Genomic DNA, 14824 nt, shown 5'->3' with positions numbered 1-14824 from the left:
AGCATGCTGCTACAGCAAAACACGTAACAGCGAAACAACTAGCCACATCAAGCCGCAGCCAAAAATTGCTGCAAGACGGATGTGTTTAATCAATTGCACCAACGAATGCTCATCCCATGCTTCTTCACCTGAACCAAGCACAGGCTTATCCTTCACTTTTCCAAAGTATACAGCCCGGCCTCCCATAGGTTTGCCATATAAATGCGCTGCCATTGCCATAGGCCAGCCAGCATTTGGGCTTTCCATTTTGGCTGCATCACGGGTTACATTATCCCATACACCTTTACCTGTCCCAAGACCTGCCAAATTAGCAGTGCACTGCAAGAACATGGCTGAAAATCGTGCAGGAACATATGCAAGCAGGTCATCAAACTTAGCACCTGCCCATCCGAGATCATTCCATTTTTTATTCTTATACCCCCACATGGAATCCATTGTGGAGGTTGCTTTGTACAGCCACAACCCGACAGGGCCTGACAAAACTAACCAGAAAAACGGTGCGATAATTCCGTCATTGAAATTTTCAGAAAGAGTTTCAGCAAGCGTCTTATACAACTCTTCTTGCGACGACTCCGAGACGTCCCTGCTTACCAGCATGGAAACAGCCTTGCGCCCTTCTTCAAGTGAGCCAAAGGCCACAGCACTGACTGCTTTTGTTCCTTCGTTGAGCAAACTTCCCAGAGCCAACCCAGACCATGCAAAATACAGTGCAAAAATCCAGCCCGCATATGGCAGTCCTGTAAGTGCACTTACTATTATGAATACCATTAGCAACAGGACGATAAGTGAAAGCACCCCACCAATCCTGTTGGGGAAATTTTTTCGTGCTATCTTTTCCAGCTTATCCAGCATGCGACCTATAAGCTGAACAGGATGCGGTACATTTCTGGGATCTGCGAAAACAAGATCAAGGCAAAACGCAGCCAACGGTATCCAAAAAAGATTCATATACACCTACTTTCCGTTTAACACTCCAGTTGCAGCATATGCCTGATATAAAACAATGCCCACAGCTGTAGATAAATTCAGACTCCGCACCTCACCCCACATGGGAATGCGCACATGGTTCGTATATTTGTCCATAAGATTATCCGGCAGCCCTCTCGTCTCAGGGCCAAACACAAGCGCGTCATTCACATCATATTCCACTTCATGCACAGCGATGCCTCGCTTGGCACTTGCCATCAGGTGCCTGTGCTGATGCCCTGCTGCTTCTATATACGCATCCCAGTCCGGCCATACAGAAACAGAAACATGTGGCCAATAATCAAGGCCAGCACGTTTAAGATATTTATCATCAAGACTGAATCCCAGTGGTTCAATCAAATGCAGATCTGTCGCGGTTGCCGCACATAATCTGGCTATATTTCCGGTGTTTGGTGGAATTTCCGGTTCAAACAATACAACATGCATGTAACATACCCCTTTATAAAAACAAAAAACCGGCTCAGGATTTACCCCGAGCCGGTCATTATTGCAACGACAGATAGTGAACAGAACCTATCCCGTTATGGCAACTTAGAATGCGTAGCCAACAGTGATTGCACCAATATGTGTTACACCGTTTTCGGACTTACCTTTAGATACGCCACTGGAAACAGAGCTATCGTAGTTAACACTTTCTGCAATGATGTAAGTGTATGCAAGGTCGATTGTCCAGTTGTTGATTTTGTAGCCAACACCAGCACCAAGAAGGTGACGGTCAGCAGCTGGAATCATGTAATCTACGTACTTTGAATTCTCAGGTGCTTCATCATAGGTGTAGCTACCGCGAACAGTCCAGGTATCATTAATTGCATACTCAGCACCTACACCAATACGCCATACGTCTTTCCAGTCTTTAGGCTGTGCAACAGTTTTATCACCAGCTGGAGTTTCAACAGAAAGGTCAAAGTTTCTGTATGTAGACCAACGGGTGTTCACAGCAGCAACCTCAATGCTCAGCTCTTCAATCGGGTAATATGTAACACCAAAGCTGATCATATCAGGAAGCACGATAGAAGTAGAAGTATCGTACTTACCGTTCGGCAATGCACCTGCGCCTACAGCTGCAGCGTCGTTTGTGCCGGAAATTTTAGTTTTACCGTCAGCATCTACTTTAGCCTGACTGTGGTAGCCCACACCAAAGCGCCATTTATCCAAGTTGTAATGAAGACCAGCAGTCAGAGCTACGCCGTCACCATTACCGGTAAGCTTGGAAGTACCACCGAGCAGCGGGTGATATTTTTTCTTAATAGCTACATCTACGTGGATGTATTCAACACCTACAGCTGCAGACAAACGATCTGTAATTTTGTACGCAACGTTAGGGTTTAAAGAAAAGGACTTAATCTGAGCATCATATACGTTGTATGCACCCGGAAATTTGTCTTTGTCGTAGCCGAAGCCAAGACCGAAGCGGGAGTATTCACCAAAACCAACAGCCCATTTGTCGTTAATTTTGTGTGTAACGTAGAAATGCGGAATCGGGAAAACAGCATCTTTACTACCGGTTGTAGTTTCAACACCGGTTGCAGAAGTTGTTTTAACATCAGTGGAAGGAGCAGCAAGAGATACGCCAAGAGCAATTTGAGTGCCGTCAAGCTGTGTCATACCAGCAGGGTTGTATGCAACGGCGGAAGGATCGTCAGCGCGACCGATAAGAGTACCACCGAGTGCGTTACCACGCGCACTCCATTCATACAACGCAAAGCCCGCAGCAGAAGCAGATGTAGCCAGAGCCAACAGCAATACACAAGACGCAACAATAGACAGGAAATGTCGCTTCATTTTTTCCCTCGTATTCATGTTTGGCATGTCTATAAGTGCCTGTTCAGCACCCTGCTCAATGTTTTCAAAAGGATATGAAAACTGAACAGTGTTTCCCCTCAAGACATGCAAAATGAGTAAGCTGCAAGGCCCCTCTGCCAAACTGCGACTTACTCAATCAATTAGATACAGGGTCTATAATAGTATCACTCGCACTTGGCAATATTTTTTACATTTTTCTACTATCTCAGTAGGCTATACGTAACTTGACTGAGTGGTCATATAATTCTCACGTATAAAAAAAACTGGATGAAAAACTCATCCAGTTTTTTTACTCAGCCTGCCCAAAAAAATGCTAATAAACCTGACCACCTTCCACCATACGCCTTGTGAGCCGTTGCATATCAACAACCGGCTTCATAAAGACATCTTCTGAAGAAACACCCAATTCAAGCAAATCAGCCGGCAAGCGATACTCAACAGCCCCAGTATACACAAGGCAGTGTAACTTCGGATAATCTTGTAACGCATTTCGAATAAAGTCTTCTCCCCCCATTCCTGCAAGACGAATGTCAACAATTGCAAAATCTATTTTACATTTACCAAGCTGTACCAACGCACTTTCTGCACTGTCAGCCGCAGACACTGCAAAGCCCTCATCCTGAAAAAACGCAACCAAATTCAAGCGTACAATTTTCTCGTCATCAAGAATTAATACTCGTCCCTGCCGTTCCATACTATCACCTTTAGTCGTTCATTCGTACTTTGCTACCGTAGCAAAAGTAACACTCTCAAAAACGTATCCAAAGCAGCAAGCTACGCCTTGTACGGAAAAACGCCAACAACAAAGCAATTCTACGCTTTTATTCTAAGAACTTACAGCAACCAAACAACTATGCTACCCACGATCGAAAGCACTATGCACATTACAATCGCAACATCTCTCCATAGAAAAACAAAAAAGTCAGGTATGATACATACCTGACTTTTTTACAAACGACGTTATCTACACTCGCACCCAAAACGAAGTCACGTTTCAGGCAATTGCCATTTTTCACAAAAAGGCTAGCTGCTCCGTATGACAATAACTTCCTTACGAAGAACACACCACACAGGGCGCTCTCCATCAGTTAATATTGGCCGCCCTTTCGGGTTTGCTATATTACACCTGCGCTTTTCATTCTGAAAAAAGAACGGGCAGTCCTCGCATTCATCAACAGCAACGGCTGGAAGACCGCTATTATTGGATGCAGACTCAGTAACGCGCAAAGCAGCATCACGGACAGGACACCAGTCCGGCTTTGCGGACTCAGGATCAACATCAACTTCCTTCAATTCCGGAAATCGCCCGCTACACTGGCCACCGTGATCTGAAAGGTAAAACGGACAAGCGGCACAAGCAGACACAACATAAATCATAGTTAGCTCCTCACAACATATTCACAGGATCTATATCCAGAGAAATCCTCAGCTTGGAACCTCGAGGTACGGCGTTGCGCATTGCATAATACAATGTGCGAACACTTATCCAACTGTCAGACTTCAGCGTCCATTGAAAACGCTTTCGGCCTCGCAGGATAGGTAGCGGTGAAGGCGTATGCCCCAACACTCGTACATCATGCTCTTTTCCAAGTGTTCTTGCGACTTGCGTCAACGATTCTATCCATTCCATTCCTTTATTCCAGTCCAGCGGGTAACTGGCACGGACAAGCGCTAATTTAACGAATGGAGGATATTTTCGCTTTCGTCGTCGCTCTATTTCTTCTGTAAAAAATCCATCATAATCTGCACTACCAACAAATTGCCAACAGTAGTGCCCGGGGTCTCGCGTCTGGATAAGCACACGACCTGCCTTTTCTCCACGCCCAGCACGCCCTGATGCCTGAACCAGCAACTGGAAGGTACGCTCTGCCGCGCGATAATCAGGAAGATTCAATCCGAGATCCCCATCAGCTACAACCGCAAGGGTTACATTCGGAAAATGATGCCCTTTTGATAGCATTTGAGTCCCGACCAGAACTTGGGCTTCCTGATTTGCGAATGCATCAAGAATGCGCTGCATCTTACCGGGGCGACGGGTAGAATCTCTATCCAGACGTAAAATTTTTGTATCGGGGGGCAATATGTCTGAGAGATGCTCCTCCAGTTTTTCCGTGCCCTCGCCCATAGGCAGGTAATGGAGTCCCTTACATTTGGAACACACGACCGGATAGGACACAGAATGCCCGCAATAATGGCAAATAAGCCGTTCTCTCTCCTTATGGTAGGTCAATCCGACCTCGCAATGAGGACATCGTGCAACATGCCCGCAATCAAGACAGTACATGAGCGGCGCATACCCACGGCGGTTGAGCAAAATGACGACCTGCTCTCCGCGTTCCACAACGTCCCTAATTTGCTGTTTGCACTCAAGCGCCAAGATACCGTCTGTACGTTTCAACGTCTTAATATCAATAAGAGTAACATCCGGTAAGCGTCCTTCACCGGCACGCTGCTTCATGACACTCATGGAGACAGCCTGTTGCTGCACCGCATGAAACGTCTTCACATCCGGCGTTGCCGAGCCAAGAAGCAACAGTCCATTGCTCTGCTGCACCCGATAATATGCCACTTCTTTCGCCTGATAGACTAGTCCCTCATCCTGTTTAAAGGAAGTATCGTGTTCTTCATCAAGAACAACTAATCCCAGTGGAGGAGCAGGAAGGAAGAGTGCAGAACGCGTCCCCACGATGATGCAAGGAGCTGTTCGCTCTGCAAGAGTTCGAAATGTTCGTTCCCTCTCTGCCGGAGACTGATAGCCGTTATAAAAAAAGCATTCTTGGGAAGGAAAACGGCTACGGACTGCGCTGTCCAGTTTGCAGGCTAATGCAACCTCCGGCGCAAGAAACATAACAGACCGTCCCTGCGCAAGAGCTTCGGCTGCCAACTCCAGATAAACGACAGTCTTTCCGCTGCCAGTTATTCCATACAGCAATGCAGAGTTGGGAGCATCCTCATGTAGCAACCGTGTAAAATCATCAAACGCAGCTTGTTGTTCCGGTAAAAGTGTAAAGCCTTCATCAACCTTAAAAGAGCATTCAGGCTCATCCTCTACACACGCCTCACATGTCCCTTCTTCACGAGGACCTATCCGTACAAGCTCTCGTTCTGCAAGCGTATTCAAAGCAGAAGACACACTTGATCCCAAGTCTTGCAACAGTCGAGTACGGGAAAGCATTCCCTTATCCTGTAAATATTCAAGTACTTCTATCTGCCGTTTGGCAGAAGGACGCACAGGCCAAGGAGGATCAACAAGCAAGCTGCACAATTCCTGCTCTTCGGCATCAAAAGAACTGTCCAGAATTTCAACACGGTTGTCTGTCCATAACGCACCAATAGAGGCACGTTCTGTTTCTGACATTTTGGCAATATCGCGCAGTGAAACTGTCCGCGGCTTGCCCCCATCCAAAACTCTCAGGCGAAGCTTAGAAGTACGAAGTCCTGCAGGCAGAAGCCCTCCAAGCACCTCACCTTCAGTCACCATATGACGTAACGCAAGCTGCTTAACCATTGCCAAGTATTCAGGACGCAACAACGGTTCACGCTCTGCAGGCCACAAGCATTCTTTCAGGACGACCCCGTCTTTGACAGGAGCCTCTGCATCTATGGAGACGATAATGCCTGCCCGAAGCATGCCACCCTTGCCCAGCGGAACCACCACACGCTGTCCGCACTTCCACACAGACGTCTTAAGCCATGCAGGAGCTGCATAACTTAACGTGGCGTATGGTGGACTTAAAAGAGAAATGGACAGCATTATATATATCCCTGAAAGTAAAAAAGGCGATCATAGAGACCACCTTTTTGAATTCGAACTTCAAACCGCATTCACTAAGGCAACAGCGGCTTCAGATGTTTTACGAGATCATCGCGGATAGACTCATCCTGCAATGCAAAGTAAATATTAGCAGTAAGATACTCTGCCCAGTTACCGGCATCAAAACGCATTCCACGCATTTTTACAGCCAGCAGGCCACGCTCTTTTGCCACAGTACGCAATGCATCAGTCAGCTGAATTTCACCGCCGGCACCGGCCTGAGTTTTTTCAAGAGCAGGGAAAATTTCCGGAGTAAGCACATAACGTCCAACAATAGCCAGACGGGACGGTGCATCATGAACTGCCGGTTTTTCAACAAGGTCAGTTACACGGTACGTGCCCGGAGAAATCTCTTCACCGGCAACAATACCATACCGGTCTACTTTATCAGCTTCTACTTCCATAACGCCGACAACAGGCATGTGCTCTGCTGCTGCAACTTGAATAAGCTGTTTTAATCCCGGCTCCATGCCGAACATTAAATCATCGCCAAGCATTACGCCGAATGCGTCTTCATTAATTAAATCTTTCGCACAGAGCACAGCATGCCCGAGGCCGAGCTGTTCTTTCTGGCGAATAGAAATAATATTCGCCATACGAGCAACGTCCTGCACAGTACGCAGAAGTTCTTCTTTACCGGCCCGCTGCAATAATCCTTCAAGCTGAAGGTTTTTATCAAAGTGGTCTTCAATAACTTTCTTCTCACGGTTAGTGACGAAAACTACATCATCAAGACCGGAGCGAATTGCTTCTTCCACAATGTACTGAACTACAGGCTTATTGTAGATTGGAAGCATTTCTTTCGGGATATTCTTGGTGGCAGGAAGAGAACGGGTTCCCCAACCGGCAACAGGCACAACTACTTTACGAATATTCATATTATTTCCAGAATGGTTACACCAAGTTTTTCTGTGCAGACTCAGCAAGATATGACGCAAGGCGCTTAACCTGCTCTCCGTCTTCACCTTCGACCATTACGCGACATAAAGACTCAGTACCGGAGTAACGCAACAGTACGCGTCCCTTATCACCTAATTCTTTTTCAGCCTTTTGCACATCTTCAAGCAGTCCCGGACACTCTTCAAAAGGAATTTTACGATCAACACGAACATTGATCAACTCTTGAGGATATAACTCCAGCAAGCCTGCAAGGCTGGACAACGGCTTATCGCGCTGACGCATAATACGAAGCAACTGAAGTCCGGCAAGAAGGCCGTCACCGGTTGTGCCGTAGTTCATGAAGACCAGATGCCCTGACTGCTCGCCACCCATTGTTGCATGCTCTGCCCGCATAGCTTCTACAACATGGCGATCTCCCACAGGAGTACGCAGCAGGCGTCCGCCGTGCTCACGCATAAACACTTCCAGTGCCATATTACTCATAACGGTTGATACGAGGGTCTTCCCGACAAGATCGCCGGAAGCCATCATATCCTGAGCACAGATAGCCATAATCTGATCACCGTCAAGCACAGAGCCATGCTCATCACAAACAATGAGCCTGTCTGCATCACCATCAAGTGCAAGGCCGATATCAGCACGTACTTCACGCACTTTTTCTGCCATGATCTCAGGATATAACGAGCCGCAACGCTTGTTAATATTCAGACCATTCGGTTCAACGCCGATTGGAATAACTTCTGCGCCAAGCTCCTCCAATACAAGTGGAGCAACTTTGTAGTTTGCGCCATTAGAACAATCAAGAACTATGCGCAGACCTTCCAGAGAAAGGTTCGTCGGAAAACTGTTTTTCAAATAAACAATATAGCGACCGACAGCATCTTCAATACGCTTTGCGCGTCCCACTTTGTCCGGTGCAGGGTAATCCCACTGGTGATCAGGATTAAGCACCATCTCTGTAATGGCATCTTCGACAGAATCTGCAAGTTTAAAACCACGGTCGTCAAAAAACTTAATACCGTTGTCATGGTACGGGTTATGTGAAGCAGAAATAACCACGCCCATTGTTGCACGCATATTCCTTGTCAGAAAAGCAATAGCGGGAGTTGCCATCGGGCCGACAAGATACACATCCATACCTGCGGCACAGAAGCCTGCGGTAAGTGCATTCTCAAAAACATAACCGGAAAGACGGGTATCCTTTCCGATAACTACTCTATTTCGTCCAGTTTCAGTCCGGAAAGCAGTTCCTGCTGCAAGTCCCAGTCGCATAGCGACTTCAGGAACCATCGGGTACATATTCACAGTACCGCGCATGCCATCCGTTCCAAACAAGCGTCTTCCCATGGAAGCTCCTGTTTATCTTATTTAGTGTGCAAATAAATTTAGTCTGCCGGAATATAGTAAACGCTGTTCGCGTGTCCGGCTATCAAAACAACATACCCTATTACCTTTCTCGTTTCTGACAAGATAAACAAAAGGCGGGTATGTCTGTATCAACGATAAAATAGATTGAAAAACAAAGCCTGAGGAGACTACATTATTTCTTGGAAACAGTCACGGTTAGGGTCTCCGGCTCTGTGCCGACCACTTGAATCCGGTCAGGCAATTCCAGTCGGTAAGGAAGCTGATGTTCTCCGGGAGCAATATCTTCCGGCAACTCTAAAATAACTCTGATACTATTCAAAAGTGTAGCATCGTCTTTTAAAGAATCTGGTACTTCAATTGTCAGTTTCACAGAACGCTTGGCGAGTTCTATATCTAACCCTTCACGAGGAATAACAATTACATTGCGGGTAATTGTGCGCTCCTGCGAGAGCAGTCCCAGAATATAAGTAACCTCCACTATCGGTGGAGTGGCTTTAGCTCGTAACGACAAAGAAACTGTGCCGTCAAGTTTTACACTACCCGGATTTTCTATAGCCGGAGCAGGTGTTACAGCCTCAACATCACTCAATGCAGACAATTCGGACTCTGGTCCACTGACTGTAACATACTGCGGATCTGCAGTGGCAGATTCAATAAAGAGATCAGGTGGCAATTCGCCAGACCAACGAGGCACGACAGGCAGCTCTTTCTCCACAAGCTTATCCACTTCAAGGGTAAGACGTGAAGGGCGAACCTCCACCACATCAAATGCTTTCCCAAGTCGTATACCATTCGCCTGTATAGGCAGAACATTCAGCCCCGGTCGGACTTTAGAAAGATCGAGCACGTAGGTAAGCTGGCGATTTGTTATTGTTCGAACCAACCCTTTAGGCCCGCGCACGCGAATTTCAATTTCAGGAGGTAAACCACTGAGCAACGTCAGGTCTGTAGGCATCCCTTTTAACTCAACAGATGCTTTTTCCCATATTTCAACTTGCTCACGGCCGGAAATGACAACCCATAAACAGGAAGCCATTACAAAAGCCAAAAGTAAGTGACGCCAACTCACACGCATGCGCTACCGCTCCAAAAGGTTACGTAACACCCGCTTTAAGCGGATTCTATCAAGATTGCTGGTCAATCTTCCGTTAACAGCCACTGTAATTTCTGCACGCTCTTCAGAAACAACCACAGCAATAGCATCTGTTTCTTCCGTAATGCCTAGAGCAGCCCTGTGCCGTGTACCGTATTCCGGTCTGTCCTGTTCACCCACAGCAAGGGGCAAAATACAGCCTGCCGCTGCCACACGGCCACGTCGTAATATGACTGCACCATCGTGCAGCGGACTTTTCATCTGAAAAATAGTTACAAGCAATTCCTTTGAAACAGCCGCATCCACAACAACGCCACGCTGCGCGACGTCTCCAAGTGGTACATGGTTCTCAAGAACCATGAGCGCGCCAACTTTACGCTTGGACATGTTCACGGCAGCGCTGATGACCTCATCAAGAAACTGATCCTCAATTTTTCGCTTCTTAAAAAAGCTGCGCGCGCCCATATTAGAAAGGCCGCGTCGTATGTCATCTTGGAAGAGAATAACAACAAGAAGGAAGAAGGAACTGAGGAACTGCTGCAAAATCCAGTGCAGGGTATAAAACCCGAAATATTCAGAGAAGGCAAAAACAGCAATGAGCAATAACAAGCCGTAAATAGCCGATACCGCCCTTGTCCCTTTAATGACTATCATCACCTGATAGAACAGCAGGGTTACAAAGGCGATGTCTAACGCATCACGCCATGTAATACTGATATATTCCAATGTATCCATTGAAAACACGCTGTCTCCGTTTTCTAGCGACGCATCGCTTCCGCAAGCAAGAGAGTTTCACGGGTTTTTGCCACATTATGCACTCTATGCACTTCTACCCCGCGATATGCAAGGATAGCGGTTGTTGCCTGTGTACAGTTCTCACGCTCGCCTGCTGGTGCGCCACACACTTTTTCAAACATAGACTTATTGGATACTCCAGCCATCACCGGAAAGCCGAGAGCCTGAAATGCATCTATGTTTTGCAGGATTGTTATATTATGTTCGACTGTTTTCCCAAAACCGATACCCGGATCAATCATAATACGTGACTCAGGAACTCCTGCGTCTGTCAGTGCTTTAAGCTTACGCTCAAAAAAAGCCAGAATGTCATCAACGACATTCTCATATACAGGTGCCTGTTGCATAGTATCAGGTTTTCCCTGACTGTGCATGAGAACATATCCGGGCTGATATTGTGCAACAACATCCTTTAATTCCGGATCAAACTCAAAGGCAGATATATCGTTGATAATATGTGCACCTGCTTCAAGCACTGCAGCCGCTGTTCCGGCTTTATACGTGTCCACAGAAACTGCCCACGGCAGCGCTGTGTCAGAACAATCCCCCAGCACACCCTCCACGATAGGGAGAACACGTCTTATTTCATCATCTAAAGAAACCGGCTCAGCAAAAGGACGGGAAGACTCGCCGCCTATATCAAGCACATGGGCACCTGCTGTGGCCTGTTTTCGTGCATGCGCAATGCCCGCCGCAACAGAGTTGTATTCTCCACCGTCATGAAATGAATCAGGTGTTACATTCACAATACCGAATATACAAAAAGGGGCAGGGCCTATGGACCTGCCCCCTCGTACTTCCCAGGAAAACGGGGTGTTCATTATTTCTTCTCTTCAGAAGGTTCGGTTGCAGTTTCCGGTTCTTTCTTTTCCTCCGGCTCCGCAGCAGGTTTTGCGTCCTGCTCTTCGGTTCCCAGAATAAAGTCTCCAGAATCTTCTTCCGCCGTATCTTCTGGCTGCTGCTCTCTATATGCTGCAGCGGCTTTCGCAAAAGCATCCTGAGCTTCCTCCGGCTTTTCAGGCTGAGTACTCATATCTTCCTGAGGTGGGAGCTCTTTGCCCTCAATCAACAGGTCAATGTCTGCACCACTGATTGTTTCGCGCTCAAGCAGAGAATCTGCAATTTTATGCAGAACATCAATATTATCTTCAATCAGCTGACGGGCAGTGCTACGTGCTGTTTCCACAATACGCTTCACTTCCGCATCTACAAGACGTGCAGTCTCATCACTGAAGTTACGGGACTGTGCCCATTCACGACCAATGAATACTTCTTCGCCCTGTTCGCCAATATTAAGCGGACCAATTGCATCAGACATACCCCATTCGCAAACCATTTTACGAGCCATCTTAGTAGCACGCTCAATGTCGTTACCTGCGCCTGTTGTAATGTCTTCAAAGATAATTTCTTCTGCCACACGACCACCAAGAAGAACCACAAGGTTCGTTTCAAGGAAGGTACGTGAATATCCATAACGATCCTCACCCGGAAGCTGCATGGTAACACCAAGAGCACGTCCACGTGGAATAATGGATACTTTATGAACAGGGTCAGCTTTAGGAAGCAGCTTAGCACAGAGGGCATGACCGCCTTCGTGGTACGCTGTAATTTTCTTTTCTTCCTCGCTCATAACCATGCTGCGGCGCTCTTTACCCATAATGAGCTTGTCTTTTGCCTGTTCAAAATCGAACATATTAATCTGGTCTTTGTTCTCTTTGGCAGCCTGAAGAGCTGCTTCGTTAACAAGGTTTTCCAGATCAGCACCGGAGAAGCCCGGGGTGCCTTTAGCAATGGTTTCCATATTCACATCAGCTGCAAGCGGTGAACGGCGTGCGTGCACTTCCAGAATACGCTTACGGCCTTTAACGTCCGGTACAGGCACAGTAACCTGACGGTCAAAGCGACCAGGACGAAGAAGAGCAGGGTCAAGAACATCTGGACGGTTAGTAGCAGCAATGAGGATTACACCCTCGTTGGATTCAAAGCCATCCATCTCAACAAGCAACTGGTTCAAAGTCTGTTCGCGTTCATCATGTCCGCCGCCGAGACCAGCGCCACGCTGACGACCTACTGCATCGATTTCATCAATAAAAATCAGGCATGGAGCATTCTTTTTACCCTGTACGAATAAGTCACGCACACGGGAAGCACCAACACCTACAAACATTTCTACGAAGTCAGAACCGGATATAGAGAAAAACGGAACGCCTGCCTCACCTGCAACAGCACGTGCAAGCAAGGTTTTACCTGTACCCGGAGGGCCCACAAGGAGAACACCTTTAGGAATGCGTCCACCAAGACGGGTAAAGCGCTTAGGATTGGAGAGAAAATCTACAACTTCGCTCAGTTCTTCTTTAGCTTCATCAACACCGGCAACATCCGCAAAGGTAACTTTGGTCTGTTCCTGTGAAATGAGTCTGGCACGGGAACGACCGAAGGACATTGCCTTTCCGCCGCCGCCCTGCATCTGACGCATGAAGAAAATCCATACACCGATTAGGAGTAACATAGGGAACCATGATACAAGCAATGTCATGTACCACGGGGAATCTTCTTTAGGCTCTGCATTAACAACAATACCCTTACCCACAAGACGATCTACAAGCTTAGGATCATCAGGTGCGTAAGTATTGATAACGGTACCGCCATGTTCTTTGGCAAGGAGCTTTTGCCCCTGAATAGAGACTTCAGCAATGTCGCCCTTGTCCACCAGCTCTAAAAACTTTGTGTAGCTGACCTTTGTCTGCGAGTTTTGAGGCTGGCTGAACATGTTAAACAATACAACCATAAGTAGGGAAATTACAGCCCAGAGAATCAAGTTCCGGGAAAACTGGTTCAAGGTATCTTACCCTCCGAAGTTAGAATCGGATTTAATTTACTTGCTAAAATGAATTTTCTTACTCGAACTTTTATTTCTAATAACTAGAACGCGATTTGACAATGGTAGAAACGCTCTTTTTTCTAAATTACAGTGAACTTTATTCCCAGAGCATCTTACTCTTGCACCTGAGAAGGTTTCCTGCTAGAAGGCGCATTGTTACAGACAATCACGTTAAGGAAGCGTTTCGTCACCGGTGTGGCGTCCGGTCTTCAAAACCGGTGTAGGGCAGTGATGTCCTAGGTAGGTTCGACTCCTATACGCTTCCGCCATGCATTTCCGCCCTGCTTTTGCAGGGCTTTTTTTGTATCTTATGCTGTTCTGTATCAAATACAACAGGTTGAACAGTAAAAGCATGGTAACATGTCCATACAACAAAAAAAACCTTCCGGTTCAATTTACCCTGTAGCTTAAAAGAACTCATGCCATAGCAACTGCTCTAGATTCATAATCGGTTGATGCAATTCGAACATTATTAATCTGATATTTTTTCTGGCTGACTCAGCCTTATTCTTTTTGTTGGTTGCAGCAAAATATATTTTGAGCCGACTGGTTCAACCTCCACCATTCAAATCCACAGATTATGAACGTCCTGCGGGTTGATCGCCTCGCCCATATTCATCATCGAGTCTGACAATATCATCTTCTTCCAGATAGATGCCGCTTTGCACTTCGACAATCTCCAGATTGACTTTTCCCGGATTCTCCAAGCGATGCACCATACCTACCGGAACAAACGTGGATTGATTCTCTGTAAGCAAAACCTGTTCTTCACCGCGGGTGACTAACGCTGTCCCACGCACAACAACCCAGTGTTCAGCACGATGAAAATGCTTTTGCAATGACAAGCGCTGCCCCGGATATACAATCAGTCGCTTCACCTGATGACGTTTGCCGTAATCAACAACCTGAAACGTACCCCACGGCCTGAATTCCTTATTGGCATATTGAGACGCAGAGCACACCCTGTTTCCTGTCACAACTGAAACACGCTTTGTTCTTTGAGTACTCATCCCCTTCCTCCTGAGCTATCAGCATCCATATACATCAGCATACAATAACCACGTTGTTATGGTACCCCCGTATAGAAAAAACACAGCTTCAGCCTTTTTCGTGGCATTGATATGTGTCTTCCGGCTAAAAAAAACAATTCTATGCGTGCTTACTTATATGTAGATAAATTTTG

Annotated in this window: 12 protein-coding genes, 1 tRNA gene and 1 pseudogene; 1 reads left to right on the top strand and 13 read right to left on the bottom strand. The window is 46.7% G+C overall.

Annotated features, from left to right (window positions below; genetic code table 11):
- Positions 1–9 precede the first annotated feature (9 nt).
- From cbiB to ftsH, 12 genes are all read right to left on the bottom strand, one after another.
- A complete protein-coding gene (cbiB, locus tag SP90_RS09165) occupies positions 10–948 on the bottom strand; it encodes an adenosylcobinamide-phosphate synthase CbiB (protein ID WP_066855025.1) in 939 nt (312 codons plus the stop codon).
- A 6-nt stretch (positions 949–954) separates the two neighbouring features.
- On the bottom strand, positions 955–1413 hold the full coding sequence (locus tag SP90_RS09160; RefSeq protein ID WP_066854837.1) for a tRNA (cytidine(34)-2'-O)-methyltransferase: 459 nt from the start codon (positions 1411–1413) through the stop codon (positions 955–957).
- Positions 1414–1518: 105 nt separating this feature from the next.
- Positions 1519–2769, bottom strand: coding sequence for an OmpP1/FadL family transporter (locus tag SP90_RS09155; RefSeq protein WP_066855022.1), 1251 nt, complete (start codon positions 2767–2769; stop codon positions 1519–1521).
- A gap of 334 nt (positions 2770–3103) precedes the next feature.
- Positions 3104–3484 carry a response regulator gene (locus tag SP90_RS09150; RefSeq protein ID WP_066854834.1) on the bottom strand — a complete coding sequence of 127 codons (381 nt, stop codon included), beginning with the start codon at positions 3482–3484 and terminating at the stop codon, positions 3104–3106.
- A 329-nt stretch (positions 3485–3813) separates the two neighbouring features.
- The gene (locus tag SP90_RS16500; RefSeq protein ID WP_082936370.1) at positions 3814–4167 is read right to left on the bottom strand and encodes a hypothetical protein; all 354 of its coding nucleotides are present in this window, start codon (positions 4165–4167) and stop codon (positions 3814–3816) included.
- Between the two features lie 10 nt (positions 4168–4177).
- Entirely contained in the window at positions 4178–6544 is a 2367-nt protein-coding gene (priA, locus tag SP90_RS09140; protein ID WP_066854831.1) for a replication restart helicase PriA, read from the bottom strand.
- A gap of 74 nt (positions 6545–6618) precedes the next feature.
- A complete protein-coding gene (gene galU / locus SP90_RS09135) occupies positions 6619–7482 on the bottom strand; it encodes a UTP--glucose-1-phosphate uridylyltransferase GalU (protein WP_066854827.1) in 864 nt (287 codons plus the stop codon).
- A gap of 16 nt (positions 7483–7498) precedes the next feature.
- Complete coding sequence (gene glmM / locus SP90_RS09130) at positions 7499–8851, bottom strand: phosphoglucosamine mutase (protein ID WP_066854824.1); 1353 nt, start codon at positions 8849–8851, stop codon at positions 7499–7501.
- 193 nt (positions 8852–9044) lie between these two features.
- Complete coding sequence (locus tag SP90_RS09125; protein WP_066854821.1) at positions 9045–9947, bottom strand: CdaR family protein; 903 nt, start codon at positions 9945–9947, stop codon at positions 9045–9047.
- A gap of 3 nt (positions 9948–9950) precedes the next feature.
- Positions 9951–10700, bottom strand: coding sequence for a diadenylate cyclase CdaA (gene cdaA, locus SP90_RS09120; RefSeq protein WP_066855016.1), 750 nt, complete (start codon positions 10698–10700; stop codon positions 9951–9953).
- A 23-nt stretch (positions 10701–10723) separates the two neighbouring features.
- Positions 10724–11581, bottom strand: coding sequence for a dihydropteroate synthase (folP, locus tag SP90_RS09115; protein ID WP_066854818.1), 858 nt, complete (start codon positions 11579–11581; stop codon positions 10724–10726).
- Entirely contained in the window at positions 11581–13599 is a 2019-nt protein-coding gene (gene ftsH / locus SP90_RS09110; RefSeq protein WP_066854815.1) for an ATP-dependent zinc metalloprotease FtsH, read from the bottom strand. Before ftsH ends, folP begins: the two co-directional genes overlap by 1 nt.
- 217 nt (positions 13600–13816) lie before the next feature.
- On the opposite strand from ftsH, the gene SP90_RS09105 reads away from it, so the two are divergent.
- Positions 13817–13910: transfer RNA gene (locus SP90_RS09105), tRNA-Sec, on the top strand.
- 309 nt (positions 13911–14219) lie between these two features.
- On the opposite strand, the pseudogene SP90_RS09100 reads toward SP90_RS09105, so the two are convergent.
- Positions 14220–14576: pseudogene (locus tag SP90_RS09100) on the bottom strand (cupin domain-containing protein); the annotation flags it as partial.
- Positions 14577–14824 lie beyond the last annotated feature (248 nt).

It is taken from the genome of Halodesulfovibrio spirochaetisodalis (genome assembly GCF_001672295.1).
GTDB classification, from domain to species: domain Bacteria; phylum Desulfobacterota; class Desulfovibrionia; order Desulfovibrionales; family Desulfovibrionaceae; genus Halodesulfovibrio; species Halodesulfovibrio spirochaetisodalis.
This window is presented reverse-complemented; position numbering and strand designations above follow the sequence as displayed.

Bases quoted from the DNA above. Each gene is read 5' to 3' on its own strand.
- glmM (WP_066854824.1), bottom strand. From the start codon at position 8,851: ATGGGAAGACGCTTGTTTGGAACGGATGGCATGCGCGGTACTGTGAAT.
- SP90_RS16500 (WP_082936370.1), bottom strand. From the start codon at position 4,167: ATGATTTATGTTGTGTCTGCTTGTGCCGCTTGTCCGTTTTACCTTTCA.
- SP90_RS09155 (WP_066855022.1), bottom strand. From the start codon at position 2,769: ATGAAGCGACATTTCCTGTCTATTGTTGCGTCTTGTGTATTGCTGTTG.
- priA (WP_066854831.1), bottom strand. From the start codon at position 6,544: ATGCTGTCCATTTCTCTTTTAAGTCCACCATACGCCACGTTAAGTTAT.
- cbiB (WP_066855025.1), bottom strand. From the start codon at position 948: ATGAATCTTTTTTGGATACCGTTGGCTGCGTTTTGCCTTGATCTTGTT.
- SP90_RS09150 (WP_066854834.1), bottom strand. From the start codon at position 3,484: ATGGAACGGCAGGGACGAGTATTAATTCTTGATGACGAGAAAATTGTA.
- cdaA (WP_066855016.1), bottom strand. From the start codon at position 10,700: ATGGATACATTGGAATATATCAGTATTACATGGCGTGATGCGTTAGAC.
- SP90_RS09125 (WP_066854821.1), bottom strand. From the start codon at position 9,947: ATGCGTGTGAGTTGGCGTCACTTACTTTTGGCTTTTGTAATGGCTTCC.
- SP90_RS09160 (WP_066854837.1), bottom strand. From the start codon at position 1,413: ATGCATGTTGTATTGTTTGAACCGGAAATTCCACCAAACACCGGAAAT.
- folP (WP_066854818.1), bottom strand. From the start codon at position 11,581: ATGAACACCCCGTTTTCCTGGGAAGTACGAGGGGGCAGGTCCATAGGC.
- galU (WP_066854827.1), bottom strand. From the start codon at position 7,482: ATGAATATTCGTAAAGTAGTTGTGCCTGTTGCCGGTTGGGGAACCCGT.